The sequence below is a fragment of the Actinophytocola sediminis genome (assembly GCF_054779715.1).
This window is the reverse complement of sequence record NZ_BAAGXS010000092.1, coordinates 1-22,090: the sequence shown is the minus strand read 5'-3', so window position 1 is coordinate 22,090 and position 22,090 is coordinate 1. Positions and strand designations below refer to the sequence as shown.

Below are 22,090 nucleotides of genomic sequence, written 5' to 3'. Positions count from 1 at the left end.
GGGGTTGATGGCGCAGGAGTACTCGGTCCGGGTCACCGATCCGCCAGCCGACGTGGCCGGCTTCCTCAACACGGGCAACTCCTCCAGCGTGCTCTCCGGCCGGGTCTCCTACACCCTTGGCCTGGAAGGGCCGTCCATGACCGTGGACACCGCGTGCTCGTCCTCGCTCGTGGCCATCCACCTCGCGGCCCGGTCGCTGCGTAACGGCGAATGCGACCTCGCGCTCGCCGGCGGCGTCACCGTCCTGGCCTCACCGAACCTCTTCGTCGACTTCGCCCGCCAGGGCGGCCATGCCGCCGACGGCCGGTGCAAGGCGTTCAGCGACGACGCTGACGGCACCGGCTTCGGCGAGGGCGTCGGCGTGCTGATGCTGGAACGACTCTCCGACGCCCAACGCAACGGACGCGACATCCTCGCGGTGATCTCCGGCTCCGCGGTCAACCAGGACGGCGCCTCCAACGGCCTCACCGCCCCCAACGGCCCTTCGCAGGAGCGCGTGATCCGGGCCGCGCTGGCGAGCGCCGGTCTGTCCACTTCGGATGTCGATGTTGTCGAGGCGCATGGCACGGGGACCGCGTTGGGTGATCCGATTGAGGCGCAGGCGATTCTGGCCACCTATGGTCAGGATCGGGAGCGTCCGCTGCGGTTGGGCACCGTCAAGTCGAACATCGGTCACACCCAGGCCGCCGCCGGCGTCGCCGGCGTGATGAAGATGGTGCTGGCGCTGCGGCACGACATGCTGCCCAAGACCCTGCACGCCACGGCGCCCTCGTCCAAGGTGGACTGGTCGACCGGCTCGGTCGAGTTGCTGACCGAGAACACGGACTGGCCGAAGCGCGACCGCCCGCGACACGCCGGAGTGTCGTCATTCGGACTCAGCGGCACCAACGCGCACGTGATCGTGGGCGAGGCCCCCACGACAGCACCGGTGGCGCCGGCGGGGGTTCCTGCCCTGTCGGCGGTTCCGTGGGTGTTGTCCGGCCGGAGCGAGAGCGTCGTGCGTGCCAGGGCGGCTCAGCTGCTGTCGGTTGTGGACAACGAGGTCGATGTGGCCTTCTCGCTGGCGACGTCTCGGTCGGCGTTCGGCTACCGGTCGGCGGTGGTCGCCGGCGACGCGACGGAGCGCAGGCGCGGGCTGGAACTGCTCGCGTCCGGTGAGACGCCGGTGGCGCCCGCGGTGCGGGCCGGTGGAAAGACCGCGGTGCTGTTCCCCGGACAGGGTTCGCAGTTCCTGGGGATGGGCCGGGAGCTGTACGAGTCCTTCCCGGTGTTCGCCGCCGCGTTCGACGATGTGGTGGCGTTGGCCGGCGACGGCGTTCGCGACGTGATGTGGGGCGAGGACAAGGCGCTTCTCGACCGCACGGAGTACACGCAGATCGCGTTGTTCGCCGTCGAGGTAGCGCTGTTCAGGTTGGTGGAGTCCTGGGGGCTGACCCCCGACTTCGTGGCGGGGCATTCGATCGGCGAGCTGGCGGCGGCACACGTGAGTGGCGTGTGGACACTGGCCGACGCGGTGCGGGTCGTGGTCGCTCGCGGTCAGCTGATGCAGGCACTGCCAGCAGGCGGGGTGATGGTCGCCGTGGACGCCGGCGAGGCGGACGTGCTGCCGCTGTTGACCGACGGGGTCGAGGTCGCGGCGGTCAACGGACCGTCGGCGGTGGTGCTGTCCGGCGACGAGGGACCGGTTGGCGACGTCGTCAAACTGTTGGGGGAACGAGGATGCCGGGCACGACGCCTGGCGACCTCACACGCCTTCCACTCAGCCAGGATGGAACCGATGCTGAGCGAGTTCGAACGGGTACTTGGCGAGGTCTCGTTCGGTGAGCCGGAGTTGCCGGTGGTGTCCAATGTGACCGGCGTGGTGGCGGACGAGCTGGGGACACCGGGGTACTGGGTACGGCAGGTCCGGGAGACCGTGCGATTCGGCGCCGGCGCCGAGTTCCTGGCCTCCCAGGGGGTGACCCGGTTCGTCGAGGTCGGTCCAGGGGGCGTGCTGTCCGGCCTGGTGGGCACAGGCGCGGGAGCCGCGGTGGCGATGCTGCGGCGCGACCGCGGTGAGGTCGAGTCGGTGATGACGGGACTGGGCGCGTTCTACGTCGCCGGCGGTGAGCTCGACTGGCGCGCGGTGTTCCCCGGCGCCCGGCGAGTCGAGCTGCCCACGTATCCGTTCGAGCGTGCGCGCTACTGGCTGGACGCCACACCGGTACGAGACGTGGAGTCGGCGGGCATGGGTGAGGTCGAGCATCCGTTGCTCGGCGCGGTGATGGCGGTGCCGGGCTCCGGCGACCTGGTGCTGAGTGGACGGATGTCCCTGAGCCGGCAGCCATGGTTGGCCGACCACGCCGTCGACGGGATGGTGTTGTTCCCGGGCACCGGTTTCCTCGAGCTGGCCCTGTGCGCGGCCGAGCACGCCGGCTGTGCCCAGGTCGAGGAGTTGGTGGTCGGGGCCCCGTTGGTGGTGCCCGAGCGCGGCGCGGTGGACCTACGGGTCGTCGTCGGTGGTGTCGGCGAGTCGGGCAGCCGCTCGGTCGACGTCTTCGCCCGGCTCGCCGACGGGCCGGGGGAGTGGGTACGGCACGCCTTCGGGCAGCTGTCCTCCGTTCCGGTCCCGGCCGGCGCCGGAATGCTGGAATGGCCGCCAGCGGGCGCCCAGGTTCTTGACGTGACCGAGTTCTATCCGGGAATGGCCGACGCCGGATTCGCCTACGGGCCGGCGTTCCATGGGCTGACCCGGGCATGGCGGGTCGACGGTGACGGGTGCGCCGAGGTGGCCCTGCCGCAGGCGTCCCGGACCGACGCCGGCCGGTTCGCCGTGCACCCGGCCTTGCTGGACGCGTCGCTGCACGTGTTGGGCCTGATGCGGTTCCCCGGGATGACCGACGGGATGCTGCCGTTCTCGTTCTCCGGCGTGCGCGTGCATGCCGTGCACGCGGCCGCCCTGCGGGTGCGGATGGCGATGACCGGCAACGGAGAGGTGGCCGTCGAACTGGCCGACGGTGCCGGCGAACCGGTGGCGACCATCCGTTCGTTGACGCTGCGCTCGCGGAGCACGGTCGCCGGCACCGAGCGCCCGGTGCCAGACCTGTACCGCGTCGACTGGCCGACACTTCAGCCCTCGGCCGACCAGAGCGTGCGACTGGCGATGTTGGACGGTACCGGCCTGGCCGGCGACGTCGAGTCCTATGTGGATCTGGACGCGCTTGGCGGGTTGATCGACGCGGGCGCGCCGGTGCCGGAGGTCGTGGTGGCATCCGGCACCGGCGGTGTGTACCGGGTCCTGGAGTTGGTACAGGCCTGGCTGGCCGACGGCCGCTTCGCCGGATCTCGGTTGGCGGTACTGAGTCGTGGCGCGGTGGCGACGAGTCCGGACGAGTACGTGGCGGATCCGGTTGGCGCGTCGGTGTGGGGCCTGGTGCGTGCCGCAGAGGCGGAGAACCCCGGCCGCTTCGTGGTGGTCGACCACCTTGGCGATCCGCCGAGAGTCGGCGAGCTGGTCGCCGCACTGGGTTCGGGAGCCACTCAGGTCGCGCTGCGCGACGGGATCGCGCGGGTACCTCGGCTGGGTCGGGTCTCGACGGGTCACCTGACGCCGCTTGAGTGGGACTCCGGCCGGGTGTTGGTCACCGGTGGGACCGGGACCCTTGGCCGGTTGGTCGCCCGGCACCTCGTGGTTGAGCACGGCGTTCGTGAACTGCTGCTGGTGAGCCGTCGCGGTGCGGACGAGGCGCTGCGGGACGAGCTGGCCGGGTTGGGCGCGGAGGTCGTGTTCGCGGCCGTTGACGCGGCCGATCGCGAGTCGCTGGCCGGTGTGCTGGCCGAGTTCCCGGTGTCGGCGGTCGTGCACTGCGCCGGCGTGTTGGATGACGGCCTGCTGACTACCTTGACACCGGAACGGTTCACCGGAGTGCTGGCCGCCAAGATGACGGCGGCGGAGAACCTGTACGAACTGACCCGGGACAGTGATCTGAGCGCGTTTGTGACGTTCTCGTCCGGTGCGGCGACAGTGGGCGGCGCCGGACAGGCGAACTACGCGACCGCGAACGCCTTCCTGGACGGGTTCGCGTCCTGGCTGCGCGGTCGCGGCGTTCGAGCGACCTCGTTGGCCTGGGGCATGTGGGACGAACGCAGCGAGATGACCCGACACCTCACCGACGCCGACGTCGAGCGGCTCAGGCGCGGCGGCGTCTCCCCGCTGTCTAGTGTGGACGGACTGTCGCTGTTCGACACCGCGCTCGGTGTCGACGAGCCGATGTTGCTGCCGATCCGCCTGGAACTGTCGGATTTGGACACCGACACCACCCCGGCGATCCTGCACAACCTCGTCCGACCGGCCCGCCGCCGAACCGCCACCAACACCGAGACCTCCACGACCACCACCTTCCGTGACCGCCTCACCGCCCTCACCGAAGCCGAACAACACCACGCCCTCGTCACCCTCGTCACCACCCAGGTGGCGGCCGTACTCGGCCACACCGGCACCGACGCCATCGGCGCCGACGACGAGTTCGTCGCCGCCGGCTTCGACTCGCTCACCTCGATCGAACTGCGCAACCAACTCGGCTCGACCACCGGGCTACGACTCCCCGCGACCATCGTGTTCGACCACCACACCCCCTCGGCACTGGCCAGGTACCTGTGGACCGAACTGACCACCGCGCCCGCGCAACAGGCCGCCCCGGCCGCGACCGGGATGGGCGGGGACACCCTCGGCGCGCTGTTCATGGGTGCGTTCCAGAGTGGAAAGTGGCAGGAGGGCATCGGCCTGCTGGCCAGTGCCGCCAAACTGCGGCACACCTTCACCGACCCGGCCGACGCCATCAGACCACCCGCGCTGGTGCGCCTGGCACGCGGACCGGAGACCAAGGCCAAACTCGTGTGCATCAGCTCCTGCGTGGCGATCGCGGGCATCCACCAGTACGCCAGGTTCGCCGCCACCTTCCGCGACGAACGACCGGTCGCCGGCCTCCCGCTTCCCGGCTTCGTCGACGGGCAGAGCCTGCCAGACAGCGCTGAGGCCGTGTTCGCCCAACAGGCCGACACCCTGCTCGAGCAACTCGACGACGCGCCGTTCGTGCTGCTCGGCTCCTCCGCCGGCGGCTGGTTCGCCAACGGGGTCGGCCGGGAACTGGAACGCAGGGGCTGGGGTCCCAGCGCGGTCGTCCTGGTGGACACCTATCTTCCCCAGGGCGACATCATCAGCATGTTCGGACTGTCGCTGATGGACGGTATGTTCGAGCGCGGCGGACAGTTCGAGACCGTCGACACGTCCAAGATCACGGCGATGGGGTGGTACTTCGAACTGTTCCGGGACTGGAAGCCGGGCCCGCTCGCTGCGCCAACCCTGCTGGTTCGGGCCACCGAACCGCTGGCGAGCAACGCCCCGGCGACCGCAGAGGACGCCGTGGACAAGGACTGGCGATCGTCCTGGCCGTTCCAACACGACATCCTGGACGTCGCCGGCAACCACTTCTCGGTCATGGAGGACCACTGCCAGGAGACCGGCGTGGCCATCGAGAACTGGCTACAGAAGACCCTCCAGAAGTAGACAGACCTGCCAACGCCACATTCGGGGAAAGGTTGCCGCATTGTCGATCGTCGAAGTTGAGGGCCTGCGCAAGCGATACGGCTCCAAACAAGCTGTGGACGGAGTGTCGTTCAGCGTGGAACGCGGCGAGGTGTTCGGTGTGCTCGGGCCGAACGGGGCCGGCAAGACCACCACGGTCGAGTGCGTCGAGGGCCTGCGGGCACCCGACTCCGGCCGGATCTCGGTGTTCGGCCTCGACCCCCAGAAGGACAAGACGAAACTGCGCCAGCACGTCGGATCGCAGCTGCAGGAGAGCGAACTGCCCGACCGGGTCAAGGTCTGGGAGGCGTTGGACATGTACTCCTCCTTCTACGCCAAGCCGGCCGACTGGCGGACACTGATCGGCGAGTGGGGGCTGACCGAGAAACGCGACGCCTACTTCGGCAAGCTGTCCGGCGGCCAGAAGAAGCGGGTGTCCATCGCACTCGCCCTGGTCGGCAACCCGGACGTCGTCGTGTTCGACGAGCTCACCGCCGCGCTCGACCCCCAGGCCCGCCGGGACACCTGGGAGCTGGTCGAGCAGATCCGGGACAAGGGCGTGACCGTGCTGCTGGTCACCCACTTCATGGACGAGGCGGAACGACTGTGTGACCGGTTGGCGATCATCAACGACGGCCGGGTGGCCGCCATCGACAGCCCGTCCGGACTGATCGAGTCGGTGGCCACCGGACACCGCCTGCGGTTCACCACCGACGTCGACTGGGACGTCGCGCTGCTCGACCGGTTGCCCGGGGTCACGTCGGTGAGCCGGCACGGCGGCCAGACCGAGGTCGTCGGTTCCGGCAACCTCGTCTACCTGGTGATCGCCGCGCTGGCGAGAAACGACATCGTCGCGCACAGCATCCAGTTGGAGCAGCCCAGCCTCGACGACGCCTTCGTCGCGCTGACCGGGCGCAAGATAACCACGCCGACTAGTTGAGAGATGTGAAACCCATGTCAGCCCGGTCAAAGCTCATTGTCGTCGAGTCGAAGCTGATGTTGCGCGACCCGATCGCACTGTTCTTCATCATGGTCCTGCCGGTGATGCTGCTGGCGATCTTCAACTTCATCACCGACGAGCAGGCGGCCGACGCGGCCAGCCGAGCCTCGTTGAAGATCTTCGTGCCGGCCATCTCGATGTCCCTCGCCCTGACGCTGGTCGCCCTGAACCTGTTACCCGGCAACCTCGCCACCTACCGGGAGAAGGGCATCCTGCGCCGGATGTCGGCCAGCCCGGTGCATCCGTCGAACGTGCTGACCGCGCAGCTGCTCATCAACTTCGCTGTCACCGTCGCGGCCACCGTGCTGGTGATCATCATCGGCAAGTTCGGCTTCGACCTCGACCCGCCGAGACACGTGCTGGCGTTCGTGGTGACGTTCCTGCTCAGCGTGTTCTCGTTGTTCGGGATCGGACTGCTGGTCGCCGCGCTGGTGCCCAACAGCAAGGCCGCGACCGCGGCCGGCCTGTCCCTGTTGTTCCCCAGCCTGTTCTTCGGTGGCGCGTTCGTACCGTTGGAGGACATGCCGGAGACCGTCGCCACCATCGGCGAGTACACCCCACTCGGCGCGGCCATGACCAGTTTTCGCGAGGCCTGGGCCGGATCCTGGCCAGACGCGACCCACCTGATCGTGCTCGCCGCGATCGGACTGTTCTTTACGCTGGTCGCGGCCCGCGTCTTCCGCTGGGAGTGACCGGTTGAACGCCAACGCACTGGCGGTCGGCGTCATCGGGTGTGCGGATATCGCGTGGCGGCGGATGATTCCCGGGATGCTCGCCCATCCCGGGATCCGGCTGGCCGCGGTGGCCAGCCGGGACGCCGAGCGGGCCAGGAGGTTCGCGGCCGAGTTCGACTGTGAGCCGGTGGTCGGCTACGAACAGCTGCTCGCCGACGACGAGGTCGCCGCGGTCTACATCCCGCTGCCCGCGATGCTGCGGGCCGAGTGGATCGAACGCGCGCTGCTGGCCGGAAAGCACGTGTTCGCGGAGAAGCCGTTGACCGGCAGCCACTTCCTGACCGTCGAGCTGAGCAGGCTCGCGCGCGAACGCGGTCTGGTGCTGCTGGAGAACACAATGTTCCTCCAGCATTCCCAACACCGGAAGGTGGCGGAACTGCTCGCCGAGGGGGAGATCGGCGAGTTGCGCGGCTTGTCCTGTGCGTTCACGATTCCGCCGCGCCCGGCCGCCGACATCCGGTACCAGCCGGAGGTCGGCGGTGGCGCGCTGCTCGACGTCGGGTGGTACCCGGTGCGCACGGCGATGCGGTTCCTCGGTCCCGAGTTGACGGTCGAAGGCGTGCTGCTGCGCTATGACCGGCCGAGGAACGTCATCGTGTCCGGCTCGGCGTTGATGGTCGACGGGCAGGGCGTGCCGGCGGCCCTGACCTTCGGCATGGAACACTCCTACCGCGCCGAGTACGAGCTGTATGGCAGTCTCGGCCGGGTCGCGGTGAACCGGGCGTTCTCCCCGCCCGCCACGTACCGACCGGTGGTCCGAGTGTCCAGACGGGACCATGAGTACGATCTGCCCCTCCCGGCCGACGACCAGCTGATGTCCATGATGGACATGTTCGTTGGCGCGGTCCGGGGCACCACCGACCTCACATCGGTCACCGATGAGACGATCCGGTTGGCGTTACTGTTGGAACAGATGTCGAGTCGGGCACACGCGGTGTTCACCGACCCCGTCGTCACCATTGCCTAGGGGATCTCGCGGAGATTCTTTAGGGGTTCTGGTTCACCTTCTCCGATGCGAATATTGCGTCGTGGCAAGCCAACTGGAGCTCTCGGGTGACCTGCTGTCCTATGTGCGGCAGGTTTCCCTTCGTGACGACGAGGTGCTGCGCGACCTCCGTGAGGTCACCCTGGACCTGCCGGGTGGCGAGAAGCTCATGGTGCTGGCCGAGGAAGGCCAGTTGCTCGAGCTGCTCGCCCGGCTCGTCGGCGCCCGTAGGGTGCTCGATGTCGGCACCTTTACCGGCTACAGCGCACTGTGCCTGGCACGGGCCGTGCCGGCCGACGGCGTGGTGATCACCTGTGACCTCAACCCGCGCCTGGCGACGATCGCGGTCGACCACTGGCAGCGCGCCGGGGTGGCCGACCGGATCGACTTCCGGATCGGCGCCGGCACCCAGGTCATCGCCGACGTGCGGGCCGAGTACGGGCCGGAGTCGGTCGACCTCGTGTTCGTCGACGCGGACAAGACCGGCTACCCGGACTACTACGAGTCCGCGCTGAGTCTGGTCCGCCCCAACGGGTTGCTCGTGTTCGACAACACCCTCCTCTTCGGACGCGTGGTCGACCCGGCCGCGCAGGACCCGGACACCGTGGCGATCCGCGCGTTGAACGACCTGCTCCGCGACGACGACCGCATCGATCTCGTGCTGTTGCCCATGGGTGACGGCATCACCCTGGTCAGAAAGAAGTAGCGCGGATGGCAACGCGAGTCACGGTGCTCGGCGCCGGGGTCATGGGCACCGGCATCACCACCCTCATGGTGGCGCACGGCGTCGCAGTGACCCTGGTCGACCTGAACATCGACGTACTGGAACGGGCCAGGGTCTCGATCGGCCGGCAGCTGCGGCACGCCCAGCTGCTCGACGCCGTGCCGGCCGGGGTCGAGCCGGGCGCGCTGACCACCAGCACCAGCCTCGCCGACTGCGTCGGGTCGGTTGCGGTCATCGAGGCGGTCACCGAGAACGCCGGGCTCAAGGAGAAACTCCTCCGCGAGGTCGCCGATCTCGTCGCACCGGGCACCGTGCTGATCTCCAACACCTCCGGCATCCCGATCGACGAACTGGCCGCCGCCGTCGGGCGTCCGGAAGAACTGGTCGGCATCCACTTCATGAACCCGCCGTACCTGATCAAAACCGTCGAGGTGGCCAGGGGTGAGCGCACCGGCGAGGCCACCATGGCCGGCGTACGGTCCCTTTTGGACCTGGTGGACCGCACCGGCATCGTGGTCCGCGACTCACCGGGGTTCGTCACCAGCCGCCTGCTGCATCCGATGATCAACGACGCCGCCCGGCTGGTGGGGGAGGGCGTGGCCACCGCCGAGGACGTCGACGCGCTGATGACCGGCTGCCTCGGCCACCCGACCGGCCCGCTGCGCACCGCCGACCTGATCGGACTGGACAACCTGGCCGACGCCCTGGTGGTGCTGAGCGAACACACCGGCAACACCGAGTACCTCCCGTGCGGGTACCTGCTCGACAAGGTCCGAGCTGGCCAGCTCGGCCGCAAGTCCGGTTCCGGCTTCTACGAGTACGAGGGAATGACCACGTGACAACGAATCAGGCGGTCGACGCGGCGGTGGCGACCAGGATCAGCGCCTACCTGGAGGCGAAGGCCAACACCCGGATCGCCACCGACACGGACCTGGCCGACGCCGGGATCCTGACGTCCATGATGGCCATGGAGATCGTGGTGTTCCTGGAGACCACCTTCGACATCGCGATCATCGGGCAGGACCTGAAGATGACCAACTTCCGCACGGTGGACGACATGGTCGCGCTGGTGACCCGCCTGCGCGAGACCCCGACAGATGGCTGACCCGCTGGCGCGGGACCGCGAGTTCGTCCGCGCCGCCGTCGAGGACGCCGCCGACGAGTGGGACGCGGCGGGCGCGCTACCGGTGGACCTGTTGCGCGCCATGGGAAACCGTGGCCTGCTCTGCGCTCAGGTGTCCACCAGACACGGTGGTCGTGGCCTGGACAGCCACACCAACGGCGAGTTCACCGCCTACGTCGGCTCGCTGTGCGGCTCCACGCGCAGTGTGCTGACCTCGCAGGGCATGGCGGCCTGGGCGATCGAGCGGCTCGCCGATCGCCGCCAACAGGCCAGGTTCCTGCCGGCACTGGTCAGCGGTCAGCTCGCCGCGGTCGCCTTCACCGAACGCGACGCGGGTAGCGACCTGTCCGGGATCGCCACCCGGATCACCAAGGACGGCGCCGACACCGTGGTGATCACCGGCGCCAAACGCTGGATCACCTCGGCCACCTACGCGGATCTGCTGGTGGTGATCGGGCGCCACGAGGACGGCGCGGCGGCGGTCGTGGTGCCGACGACGACACCCGGCGTGCGCGTCGAACCGGTGCCGACCCCGCTCGGCTGCCGGGCCGCCGGACACGCCGCCGTCGAGCTGGACAACGTGCGGGTGCCGGCGGACAACGTGCTCGGCGGCGGTGGGCCGTCGCTGGCGTTGCTGGTCACCACCGCGCTGGCCTACGGGCGGATGTCCGTGGCCTGGGGCTGTGTCGGCATTCTGCGGGCCAGCCTGCGGGCGGCCACTGCGCACGCCGCCAGCCGTGTACAGGGTGGCAAACCGATCGCCGAACACCAGCTCGTCGCTCGCCATCTCGCCGAGCTCTACGTCGCCGAGCGCAGCGCGACGCTGGCCTGCCAACATGCCAGCGATCGCTGGGACGCGCGCAGCCCGGACCTGGTGCTGGCCGGCGTGCTCGCGAAGTACACCAGCGCGCGGCACGCCGCCGCCGGCAGCGCCGCCGCCGTGCAGATCCTCGCCTCCTGGGGAGCCCAGGACAACAGCCCGGTCGCGCGCGCGTTCCGCGACGCCAAGCTGATGGAGATCATCGAGGGCACCAACGAGACCTGTCAGCTCCTGCTGGCCGAACACGCGCTGTCGGCCGGCGCGACCCCCGACGCGACCATGACGAGGAGTGCGGTCTCGTGAACACACCGGTGACGCCGGTCAAGTGCCTGGTCTGGGACCTGGACGACACCCTGTGGCAGGGCACCCTGTTGGAGGACGACACGGTCGAGCTGTTCGACGGCGTGCTGGACGTCATCCGCACGCTCGACGATCGCGGCATCCTGCATTCGGTGGCCAGCAAGAACGACTACGACCTCGCGCTGGCCAGGTTGACCGCGCTGGGGATCGCCGACTACTTCGTGGTTCCCGAGATCGGCTGGGGACCCAAGTCCGCGTCCGTGCGCGCGATCGCCGACCGGTTGCGGTTCGCCCCCTCGGCCATGGCCTTCATCGACGACCGTCCACAGGAGCGTGCCGAGGTCGCGTTCACTTTGCCGGACGTGCGGTGTTATCCGGCCGAGGAGGTACGGTCGCTGGTCGGCCTGCCGGAGTTCACCCCGAGGACGGTCACTGTGGACTCCCGCCGTCGTCGGCAGATGTACCAGGCGGGCTTCGAACGCGACGCCGAGCGCGCCGCCTTCCGCGGCCCGGACCTGGATTTCCTGCGCTCGCTCGAGGTCCAGATGGGGATCAGCAGGGCGACGCCGGCCGAACTCGGGCGGGTGGAGGAGCTGACGCTGCGCACCACGCAGCTGAACACCACCGGTGTCTTCTATGCCGAGGACACGTTGCGCACCATGCTGGCCAATCCTGGCCACGAGGTGCTCACGGTGACCGTGGCCGACCGGTTCGGCCCCTACGGCGCGATCGGCGTCGTGGTGCTCGACCGGCACGACGATGTCTGGCACGTCAAGCTGCTGGCGACCTCCTGCCGGACGGTCTCCCTCGGCGTCGGCGGGCAGATCCTCACCTGGCTGGTCGGCGAGGCCCATCGGGCGGGGGTGCATCTGCTCGCTGATTTCCGGCCGACCGAACGCAATCGGATCATGGAAATCACCTACCGGTTCGCCGGATTCACCGACGACCCCTGCGCGTGTGCCGCGGTCGGCCAGCCGGCCGACGACGCGGTGCGTCGGCTGCATCTGGTGCCGTCCCACCAGGATCCGCCGACGGTGCTCACACTGACCGCTGTGGACCTCCGGTCGCCGGCGACGCTCGAACCGGTGACCTGAAGAATTATCCAGGGGTTCTCGGTCATTGCTTAGGGGTAGGGCCAAAGGTATTTCTCGTTAGTATGCATGAATATTCGGAATGACATTTCCCGAAGGGTGATCGCCGTGACCACGCAGATCAGCACCGTCGGGGTGGTTGGTGTCGGCTCGGTCGGTGGTGAACTGACCCGCCTGCTCGCCGCGTCCGGGGTCCAGGTGACGGCGGTGGACGTCGATCCGGCGGCGCGGCAACGGTTGGCCGGCACGGTCACCCCGACGGACGACCTCAGTGCACTGTCCGATCTGGACATCGTGATCGAGGCGGTGCCCGAGCACTACGAGCAGAAGGCCGCCGTGCTGCGCGGTATCGCCGAACATGTCCGCCCGGCGGCGGTACTGGTCACCACCACCTCGGAGCTGTCGGTGCTCGCGCTCGCCGCGGCCAGTGGCGTGCCGAGCCGGGTGGTCGGGCTCACGTTCCAGGTGCCGCCGTCGGCCGGCACGTCGGTCGACGTGGTGGCGACCACGATGTGCGACGAGGACGCCGTGGCCGCCGTGCGCGCGCTGTTCGAACAGCTCCCAGTGACGATCGGACCGCTGGCCGACGGCCGGCGCGACCTGGCCGCCCAACTGGTTCTCGGCTACCTCAACGACGCCGTCGACATGGTGGCCGCCGGCTACGCGACGGTCGAGGACGTCGACCTGGCCATGCGGCTCGGCTGCGGCTACCCGGCCGGGCCGTTCGCCCTGATCGACCACATGGGACTCGACGCGGTGCACCGCGCGTTGACCCTGCTGCACAACAAGACCGGCGTGCTGAACCACCGACCGGCCGACCTGCTCACCAGCATGGTCGCCGACGGCAGGCTCGGCCGCAAGGCCGGCCGCGGCTTCCACACCTATGACGGCGCGCGGAAACCGGCCACACAGGACGCGGCGAGCGTGCCCGCCCGCCCGGTCGGCACCCTCGGGGTGGTCGGCTCCGGCACGATGGCCGCCGGGATCGCACAGGCCGCCGTGGCCGCCGGGCTGGACACCGTGCTGGTCGCCCGCAGCGACGCCAAGGCCGAGGCGGCCGCGCGGCGCATCCGGCAGGGCCTGGACAAAGCCGTGCAACGGGGCCGGACCACGGCCGAGGCGATGGCCTCCGCACTGGCCAGGCTGACCCTGGCCGCCGACGAGTCCGCACTCGCCGACCGGGACGTGGTGATCGAGGCGATCGCCGAGGACGCCGGGGCCAAGACCGCGCTGTTCTCCCGGCTGGACAGGGTATGCCGCCCCGGCGCGGTGCTGGCGACGGTCACCTCCAGCCTGTCGGTGACCGAGTGCGCCTCGGCGACCGGCCGCGCGGCCGACGTCATCGGTCTGCACTTCTTCAACCCGGCGCCGGCGATGAAGCTGGTCGAGATCGGCGCGACCGCGTTCACCGCGCCCGATGTCGTGGCCACCGCGAAGGAACTGGTCGCCCGGCTCGGCAAGACCGCGGTGGTCTGCCCGGACCGGGCGGGCTTCATCGTCAACCGGCTGCTGTTCCCGTATCTGAACAACGCGATCCGGTTGGTGGACAGCGGGGTGGTGGACGCCTCCGCGCTGGACGCCGCGATCGTCGCCGGCTTCGGCTTCCCGATGGGACCGTTCACCCTGCTCGACTGGGTCGGTCTCGACGTCGCGGAAGCGATCCAGGCGCGGTTGCACGACGACGGCGGCCAACCGGAGCTCAAGCCGGCCACCCTGCTCAGCAGGCTGGTCGAACTCGGCGCGCTCGGCCGCAAGACCGGCCTCGGCTTCCACCGACACTGACCATTCGAGACACCCGCTCACACGCACAAGGGATCGATATGCGCATTCTGTTCACCACCATCGCCGAACACTCCCACATCCTGGCGCAGACACCGATGGCCTGGGCGTTGAGCACGGCTGGTCACGACGTGCGGATGGCCAGCGCGCCGGCCATGACCGACGTGATCACCTCGGCCGGGCTGACCGCGGTGCCGGTCGGCGCGGACCACAACATGCACGAGCTGCTCGCGCAGATGAGCCAACAGGGCACCGGTTCGATCGAGAACGAGCTGTCCGACTGGAGCGAGCCGTTCGCGGACAAGCAGAACTGGCAGCAGATCAGCTTCAAATACCAGATCTCCGTGCCGATGGCACTGCAACCCTACAACGACCCGATCGTCGACGAGCTCGTCGAGTTCACCAAGGCCTGGCAGCCCGACCTGGTCATCTGGGACCCGCTGACCCACGCCGGCGCGGTCGCCGCCAAGGCCGCCGGCGTGCCGCACGCCAGGCTGATGTGGACAGTCGACATCTACGGTGCCATGCGCGAGGTCTTCCTGCGGCTCAAGGATGAGCAGCCGGCCACGATGCAGCAGGACCCGATGGCCGACTGGCTCGGCCGGCAGCTGGACATCCACGGCGTGGAGTTCAGCGAGGACGTCGTCACCGGGAACTTCACCATCGACCCGATCCCCGACAGCGTGCAGCTGCCGATCACCGGCACCCGGGTGCCGGTGCGCTACACCCCCTACAACGGCCGGTCCGTGGTGCCGAGGTGGGTGTGGGAGAAGTCCGACAGGCCCCGCGTGGTGGTGACCTCCGGCAGCTCGTTCGAGGCGGCGCTGGGCACCACCTTCCTGCCCTTCGCCGACCTGCTCGCCGGGCTGGCGGACCTGGACGTCGAGGTCATCACCACGGTGAGCGAGGCGGAGAAGGAGAAGCTGGGCACGCTGCCGGACAACGTCCGCGCGGTCGGCTTCGTGCCGATGCACGCGCTGCTGCCGACGTGTTCGGCGGTCGTGCACCACGGTGGGTTCGGCACCTGGTCCACCGCCGTCGACGCCGGTGTACCCCAGCTGATCTCCACCATCCGCCACGGTGACCTGTGGATCCGGGCCCAGCGCACCGAGGAGGCCGGTGCCGGGCTGCGGCTGCACGGCCCGTCGGTCACCCCGGAGAGCGCTGGTGCGGCGGTCAGTCAGCTGATCGGCGACCCGCAGTTCCAGGCGGGCGCGGCCAAGCTGCGCGACGAGATGCGCGGCATGCCGACAGCCAACAGCGTCGTGCCGGAGATCGAGCGGCTGGTCAACCAGCACAAGGCGGGCTGAGCGGGATGCGGGCGCGCGAACTCGCGGTCACCGGGGCGTTCGAGTTCACCCCGGGGATCCACCACGACAGCCGGGGCGCGTTCGTCTCGCCGTTCCAGGAGGAGGCCTTCGTCGCGGCCACCGGGCACCGGTTCACCGTGGCGCAGACCAACCACAGCCGGTCCGCGCGCGGGGTCGTGCGTGGCGTGCACTTCACCACGACTCCGCCAGGGCAGGACAAGTACGTCTACTGCCCCCGGGGCCGGGTGCTCGACCTGGTGCTCGACATCCGGGTCGGCTCGCCGACCTTCGGCGTGTGGGACGTGGTCGAGCTGGACGAGGAGTCGTTGCGCGCGGTGTACTTCCCGGTCGGTGTCGGGCACGCCTTCTACGCGGTGGAGCCCGGTTCCATCATGTCCTACATGGTGTCCAGCACGTACGTGCCGGAACGCGAGCTGTCCATCAACCCGCTGGACCCGGCACTCGAGCTGCCATGGCCGACCGACGTCGACCCGCTCGTGTCCGATCGGGACAGTGCGGCGCCGACGTTCGCCGAGGCGCGGGAACGGGGCCTGCTGCCGGCCTACGCCGACTGTGTCCCGTTGGTCGGCGCACGATGAGCGCCGAACAGCGCGCACCCCGGGCTGTCGTCGTCGGCGGTACCGGCAGCGTTGGCCGGCACGTGTGCGCCGCACTGGCCGACGCGGGCCACGACGTGCTGGTGATCGCCCGCACCCCGTCGCCGGCCACGGCGGCACACCGGTTCGTGGCCATGGACGTCGCCGCGAGCGACCCGGCCGACATCGCCGCCGTGCTGGCCGACAGCGAGGCCTCGGTGGTGGTCAACGCGGCCGGCAAGTGGTCCAACGACGCGGCCGAGCTCGACTACGCGCACATCCGGTTGGTCGAACGGCTCATCGCGGGGATGGCGGCCGTGCCGGCGCGGCCGCGGCTGGTGCACGTCGGCACGGTGCACGAGTACGGCGCGCAGCCGGTCGGCACCTCGGTCGCGGAGACCACGATCCCGTTGCCGACAACGGACTACGCGCGCGTCAAGTTCGCCAGCTCGCGGCTGGTGCTGGACGCGGCCGGCCGGGGCGAGATCGACGCCGTCGTCCTCCGGGTGTCCAATGTGTACGGTCCGGACCCGGCGCGGGGGAGTTTTCTCGGCTTCCTGGTGGAGAAGTTGGCCGACCTCGACCCGGCGATCGGGCTCGAACTGACCATCGCGGATGCGCAACGCGACTACCTCGACAACCGCGACCTGGCCACCGCCGTCCGGCTCGCCGCGAGCCGGCCGTTGTCCGCGCCGGTACTCAACATCGGCAGCGGCACGGCGGTGAGCATGCGTGAGCTGGTGTACGCGCTGGTGGCCGCCGCCGGCCTGCCACCGTCGGCCGTGCGGGAGAAGACCGCGGCGCTGCGGGACAAGGGTGGCGAGTGGACGAAGGTCGACGCCGGCCTCGCGGCCGCGACCCTCGGGTGGCACGCGAAGTACACCCTGGCGGACTCCGTGCGGGCGATGGTCTCGGCAAGGGAAACGGTGTGAGCGCCCGGTCCGGTCTGGTCCGCACCAGCGACGTCACCCTGCCGATCCGGATCGCCGAGGCGGCACTGGCCGCGTCGCCCCGGCCCGAACAGACCGCCGAGTTCGACCAGTGGTTCGCCGACAGCGCCGCCAGGAACCGCACCACGGTCACCCCGGTGCCGTTCGCGGAGATGGCCGGGTGGTCCATCGACGAGCGCACCGGCAACCTGTGCCACGAGAGCGGGAAGTTCTTCACGGTCGAGGGTCTGGACGTGCGCCAGCCGGGCGCGCGGGTGCCGCACTGGACCCAGCCGATCATCAACCAGCCGGAGATCGGCATCCTCGGCATCCTGGTGAAGGACATCGGCGGGCTGCTGCACTGCCTGATGCAGGCCAAAGTGGAGCCAGGGAACTGCAACGGCGTCCAGCTCTCGCCGACGGTGCAGGCCACCAGGAGCAACTACACCAGGGTGCACCAGGGAAAGCCGGTGCCGTACCTGGAGTACTTCACCGACACCACGCCTCACCGGGTCATCGCCGACGTGCTGCAGTCCGAACAGGGCTCGTGGTTCTACCAGAAGCGCAACCGCAACATGGTCGTCGAGATCCAGGACGACGTGGATGTGTTGGCGGACTTCGCCTGGGTGCCGCTGAACCTGCTGCACCGCTTGCTGGCCCAGGAGAACGTGGTCAACATGGACGCGCGCACCGTGCTGTCCTGCCTGCCGTTCTCCGGGATGGACCTGATGGGTCTGCTCCCGGCGGGTGACCGCGACTTCCGCACGTCGTTGATGCGCTCGTGCAGCGAGCTGTCCGGCAGCCGGCACAGCACCGACACCATCCTGAGCTGGCTCACCAACGCCCGTACCCGCACCGAGATCAGCGCCACGCGCATTCCGTTGCGGGAGGTCCGGCAGTGGGTGCGCTCACCGGAGCGCATCGCCCACGAGACCGGGCTGTACTTCAGCATCATGGGTGTCGACGTGCGGGCCGAGAGCCGGGAGGTGCGGCGCTGGTCGCAACCGATGCTGCGCCCGTCCGGCGACAGCCTGGCCGCGTTCCTGGTCAAGCGGTTCGACGGGGTGCTGCACGTGTTCGCCAACGCGCGGGTCGAGCCCGGCTACTTCGACGCGGTCGAGCTGGCGCCGACCGTGCAGTGCACCGTCGGCAACTACGCGAACGTCGCGCCCGCGGACCGGTTGCCGTTCCTGGACGACGTGCTGACCGCCGACCCGTCCAGGATCCGGTTCGACGCGACGCATTCGGAGGAGGGCGGCCGGTTCTACCACGCCCGAACCCGGTACGTCATCGTGGAGACCGACGCCGAACCGCTGCCGGCCGACTATCCCGACTTCCGGTGGCTGACGCTGAACCAGCTGGTCGGCCTGCTGCGCCACAGCCACTACGTCAACGTGCAGGCTCGCAGCCTGCTGGCCTGTCTGCACAGCCTGTTCGGCCGCGACCAGTAGGCCCGATCCCTCGTTTGTTATAGTTGTTCCATAACAAACGAGGAGGTGGCGGATGAGACACGGAACGCGCCGGATCCTGCTGGCCGGGGTTCCGCAGGTGCTGGCGGTGGTGCCGGCCGCGGTGCTGCTGGTGGCGACCTGGGACCGGCTGCCGGCACAGCTGGCGACGCACTTCGCGGCCGACGGCTCGGTCAACGACCAGCTGAGCCGCCAGGCGATGCTGATCGGCATGGTCGGGCTCGGGCTGGTGCTCGCGGTGGCTCTCGGGCTGGTCAACCGTCCACTGTGGGGCGTCCCGGTGTCCAAGTGGGACATACCGCGACTACACGTGGTGTTCTCCTGGGCGCTGGCCGGTTTCCTCGGTGTCGTGCTGTTCATGGTGGTGGCGGGCAACCTCGACGCTGGAGACCCGGCGACCGTCACGATGCCGGCGGGACTGCTGCTCTACGCCTTCGGCGCCGCCGTGGTGGCCGGGGTGATCGGCGCGGTGCTGGCGCCGAGGAGCGCGGCCACCCGCGACGACCACGACCCGCCCACCATGGACCTCGCCCCGGGAGAGCGGGTGAGCTGGTCACGCCCGATGAGCTCGCCCTGGCTGGCGGCGCTTGGCGTGCTGCTGGCGGTCGGCGGCGTGCTGCTCGGCTGGAGTGTCGGCTGGGGCACCGGGTGGCTGGTCGTCGTGGCCGGCCTGCTGGTCTGCCTGCTGTCCAGTGCGAAGGTCACCGTCGACCGGCGAGGGACGACGGTGGCGTTCACCGCGCTGGGCTGGCCCCGAACGCGTGTCGCCCTCGACCGGACCGAGTCTGCCGTGGCCGAGCACGTCTCCCCGGCGCAGTTCGGCGGGTGGGGCTACCGGATCGTGCCGGGGGCCAGCGGGTTCCTGCTGCGCTCCGGCACCGCGCTGGTGCTGACCCGCACGTCGGGCAGGCGGTTCGTGGTCACCGTGGACGACGCCGAGACCGCGGCCAGGGTCGTCAACGGCCTGCGCGACCGGCAGGGGTGAGTCCGCGTGCTGTTCCGGGTCGACCCCGCCAACGGTGTTCCGCTCAGTGCGCAGATCGCCGCCTGCGTGCGGCGCGGGATCGCCGAGGAGACCGTGCGTGCCGGCGACCGGCTGCCACCCGCGCGGGAGCTCGCGACCTCGTTGGGCGTGAGCATCCACACCGTACTGGCCGGCTACCAGCAACTGCGGGCCGAAGGCCTGATCGAGTTGCGGCGCAGCCGGGGCGCGACCGTCGCGGCCGGAGTACGGCCCGACCGGGCGGTCCTGGTCGACCTGGTGCGCCAGGTGGTCGAGGCCGCGAACCGGATGAACCTCGACGAGCAGGAACTCCTCGACCTGCTCCGGTCGGTCCGGACGTCAGCGTGATTCTTGACCTGGCCCGTTCCGGCCAGCAGGCTCCTGTCCGTGGGCGACGGCACCGGACCAGCTGACGCGGTGCGGCGCGTGAGCGCGCCGGCCATGGTGGGGCGAGCGGCGGAGTTGGCCGCACTGGCGGCCGCGGTCGCGGCCCCACCGTCGGTGGTCTCGGTCGACGGCGAGGCCGGCATCGGCAAGAGCAGGCTGGTCGCCGAACTCCTCGCCGGCCCGACCGTCCAGGGCAGACGGGTCCTGATCGGCCGGTGCCACCCGATCCGCGAGTCGTTCCCGCTCGGCCCGGTCGTGGAGGCCCTCGGCGGCGTCGGCGACGGCCTGGCCGCCGCCAGACTGTCCACTGTGGCCGGTGCGCTGCGGCCGCTGCTGCCGGAGCTGACGCCCTGGCTGCCACCCCTGCCGGCGTCCCTGGACGACGCCATGGCCCAGCGGCACCGGGTCTGCCGCGGCCTGGTCGAGGTGCTGGCCGCGGTGTCGCCGGCGGTCCTCGTCCTGGAGGACCTGCACTGGATGGACGAGCAGACCGGCGACTTCCTCACCTACCTGCTCGGCGGCCTGCCGGCCGGCCTGGCCGTGGTGCTCACCTACCGCGGCGAGGAGGCCGACGCCGGCCTGCGGGCGTTGACCGCACGGCCACCGGCCGGCACCACGGTGGGCCACCTGTCGCTCGGATTGCTGGACGAGGCGGGGACCGGTGACCTGGCCGCCGCGATCCTCGGCCAGGACCAGGTGTCGGCCGAGTTCGCCGGCTACCTGGCGGCCCGCACCTCGGGACTGCCGTTCGCGATCGAGGAGGTGCTCGCCCTGGTCCGCGAGCGCGGCCTGGTGGTCCAGCGCGGCGACCGGTGGGCCAGGCGGGCGCTGGACCGGCTGGCGGTGCCCCGCGGCATCCGCGACTCCACCCTGGCCAGGGTGGCCAGGTTGGCCGCGGGCACCCAGCGGCTGGTGGAGGCGGTCGCGGTGGTGCGCACCCCGGTGACCCGGCCGGTGCTGCTGGCGTTGACCGGACTGGCCGACCCGGTCGACGCGCTGGCCGAGTCGGTCGACCGCGGGGTGCTCGCCGAGGTGGGCACCGGGTTCGGCTTCCGGCACGCGCTCGCCGCGCAGGCGGTCTACGAGAACCTGAACCCCGCCCGCCGGATGGCGCTGCACGGGCGGGCCGCCGACGTGCTCGCGGCGGTCACGCCCACCCCGCTCGGGCAGATCGCCCACCACCTGCGGCACGCCGGCCGGCCGGCCGAATGGGCCGACGCCGCGGCCAGGGCGGCGGCCCAGGCGGCCGCGCTCGGCGATGAGGACGAGGCGGTCCGCCTGCTCGCCGCCGTGCTCCAGCACGCGGAACTGCCGCCGGCGCGGCGCGGCACGCTCGCGGTGGCGCTGGGCTGGGCGGCACTGGACACCCTGCACGCCCGCGAGATCACCGCGCCGCTACGGGCCGCCATCGACCTCGACATCCCCGCCCCGCTGCGCGGTGAGCTGCGGTTCCTGCTCGCGGTGATCCTCGGCCAGGCCGGCGAGGACCCCGCGCTGCAGCGCAGGCTGTTCCTCGACGCGCTGCCCGATCTGGCCCACCGGGCGGACCTGCGGGCCTGGGCCATGGTCGGCCTCGGCGTCACGGTCCCGCCCGAGGTGCCGGTGGCCGAGGCGGTGCGCTGGCTGACCGAGGCGGTGGCCCTGGCCGAGGACGTCGACGACCGGTTGCTCGCGGTGTTCGTGCTCGGCAAGGCGGGCGCCATCCTGATGGAGAACGGCGACCCCGCCTGGCGGGCCATCGCCGCGCGGGTGACCGAGCTGACCGGCGGCGCCCCGCGACAGCGGCGGGAGGCCAACGCCCATTACTCGCTCGGGGTCGCCGCCTGCTACACCGGCCACCTGCCGACCGCGACGACGATGCTCGACGCCGCGCTGCTGGCCGACGCCGCCCAACAGAACCGCAGGCTGGCGGTGATGATCAGGGCCGGGCTCGCGGTCGCGCACCACCGCACCGGGCGCTGGGCGGGCCTGGCCGCCACCGTCGAGGAACTGCTCGCCGACGCCGCCGACTACGCCACCACCCGGATGGACCTCGAGCTGGTCGCCGGTGGGCTCGCGCTCGCCGAGGGCGACCTCGACCGCGCGACCGCGAACGCGCGCCGGGTCACCGAGTTCGCGGTCGAGATCGGCGCCTACGAGGTGGTGCCGGCGGCGGCCGGCACGTGGGCGCGGGCCGCGTTCGCCGGCGGCGACCTGGCCGGCGCGCTGGCCGGGCTGCGAACGCTGCTGGCCGTGCTGGACGCGAAGGAGGTGTGGGCGCCGGCGTGCTGGGCGGTC

The 22,090-nt window shown here is 70.5% G+C and carries 17 protein-coding genes; all 17 read left to right on the top strand.

Translation table 11 applies throughout. The features are described 5' to 3' along the window. Positions 1–5,545, top strand: a 5,545-nt coding sequence (locus tag ACYVIP_RS40795; RefSeq protein WP_460406453.1) for an SDR family NAD(P)-dependent oxidoreductase, incomplete at its 5' end; no start/stop codon positions are given. 40 nt (positions 5,546–5,585) lie between these two features. Beyond that, the gene (locus ACYVIP_RS40790) at positions 5,586–6,503 is read left to right on the top strand and encodes an ABC transporter ATP-binding protein (protein ID WP_460406452.1); all 918 of its coding nucleotides are present in this window, start codon (positions 5,586–5,588) and stop codon (positions 6,501–6,503) included. A 14-nt stretch (positions 6,504–6,517) separates the two neighbouring features. Next, entirely contained in the window at positions 6,518–7,255 is a 738-nt protein-coding gene (locus tag ACYVIP_RS40785) for an ABC transporter permease (protein ID WP_460406451.1), read from the top strand. Between the two features lie 4 nt (positions 7,256–7,259). Beyond that, the gene (locus ACYVIP_RS40780) at positions 7,260–8,264 is read left to right on the top strand and encodes a Gfo/Idh/MocA family protein (RefSeq protein ID WP_460406450.1); all 1,005 of its coding nucleotides are present in this window, start codon (positions 7,260–7,262) and stop codon (positions 8,262–8,264) included. A gap of 61 nt (positions 8,265–8,325) precedes the next feature. Continuing rightward, on the top strand, positions 8,326–8,988 hold the full coding sequence (locus tag ACYVIP_RS40775) for an O-methyltransferase (RefSeq protein ID WP_460406449.1): 663 nt from the start codon (positions 8,326–8,328) through the stop codon (positions 8,986–8,988). Positions 8,989–8,993: 5 nt separating this feature from the next. After that, positions 8,994–9,845, top strand: coding sequence for a 3-hydroxyacyl-CoA dehydrogenase family protein (locus ACYVIP_RS40770; RefSeq protein ID WP_460406448.1), 852 nt, complete (start codon positions 8,994–8,996; stop codon positions 9,843–9,845). Further along, positions 9,842–10,111, top strand: a complete 270-nt coding sequence (locus ACYVIP_RS40765) for an acyl carrier protein (protein ID WP_460406447.1) — start codon at positions 9,842–9,844, stop codon at positions 10,109–10,111. The genes ACYVIP_RS40770 and ACYVIP_RS40765 overlap by 4 nt, the downstream gene beginning before the upstream one ends. Further along, positions 10,104–11,252: an acyl-CoA dehydrogenase family protein gene (locus ACYVIP_RS40760; protein WP_460406446.1), complete on the top strand. Its 1,149-nt coding sequence runs from the start codon at positions 10,104–10,106 to the stop codon at positions 11,250–11,252. Before ACYVIP_RS40765 ends, ACYVIP_RS40760 begins: the two co-directional genes overlap by 8 nt. Continuing rightward, complete coding sequence (locus tag ACYVIP_RS40755; RefSeq protein ID WP_460406445.1) at positions 11,249–12,343, top strand: HAD-IIIC family phosphatase; 1,095 nt, start codon at positions 11,249–11,251, stop codon at positions 12,341–12,343. The genes ACYVIP_RS40760 and ACYVIP_RS40755 overlap by 4 nt, the downstream gene beginning before the upstream one ends. Positions 12,344–12,448: 105 nt before the next feature. Beyond that, the gene (locus ACYVIP_RS40750) at positions 12,449–14,122 is read left to right on the top strand and encodes a 3-hydroxyacyl-CoA dehydrogenase family protein (RefSeq protein ID WP_460406444.1); all 1,674 of its coding nucleotides are present in this window, start codon (positions 12,449–12,451) and stop codon (positions 14,120–14,122) included. 38 nt (positions 14,123–14,160) lie between these two features. Next, complete coding sequence (locus ACYVIP_RS40745) at positions 14,161–15,429, top strand: activator-dependent family glycosyltransferase (RefSeq protein ID WP_460406443.1); 1,269 nt, start codon at positions 14,161–14,163, stop codon at positions 15,427–15,429. A 5-nt stretch (positions 15,430–15,434) separates the two neighbouring features. Next, complete coding sequence (locus ACYVIP_RS40740) at positions 15,435–16,028, top strand: dTDP-4-dehydrorhamnose 3,5-epimerase family protein (protein ID WP_460406442.1); 594 nt, start codon at positions 15,435–15,437, stop codon at positions 16,026–16,028. Continuing rightward, the gene (locus tag ACYVIP_RS40735) at positions 16,025–16,957 is read left to right on the top strand and encodes an NAD-dependent epimerase/dehydratase family protein (RefSeq protein ID WP_460406441.1); all 933 of its coding nucleotides are present in this window, start codon (positions 16,025–16,027) and stop codon (positions 16,955–16,957) included. The genes ACYVIP_RS40740 and ACYVIP_RS40735 overlap by 4 nt, the downstream gene beginning before the upstream one ends. After that, on the top strand, positions 16,954–18,405 hold the full coding sequence (locus ACYVIP_RS40730) for an NDP-hexose 2,3-dehydratase family protein (RefSeq protein WP_460406440.1): 1,452 nt from the start codon (positions 16,954–16,956) through the stop codon (positions 18,403–18,405). Before ACYVIP_RS40735 ends, ACYVIP_RS40730 begins: the two co-directional genes overlap by 4 nt. Before the next feature lie 52 nt (positions 18,406–18,457). Next, on the top strand, positions 18,458–19,408 hold the full coding sequence (locus ACYVIP_RS40725; protein WP_460406439.1) for a DUF1648 domain-containing protein: 951 nt from the start codon (positions 18,458–18,460) through the stop codon (positions 19,406–19,408). Positions 19,409–19,414: 6 nt separating this feature from the next. Then, a complete protein-coding gene (locus ACYVIP_RS40720; RefSeq protein WP_460406438.1) occupies positions 19,415–19,774 on the top strand; it encodes a GntR family transcriptional regulator in 360 nt (119 codons plus the stop codon). Between the two features lie 39 nt (positions 19,775–19,813). Then, the coding region (locus ACYVIP_RS40715) for an ATP-binding protein (protein WP_460406437.1) at positions 19,814–22,090 on the top strand (2,277 nt) is incomplete at its 3' end.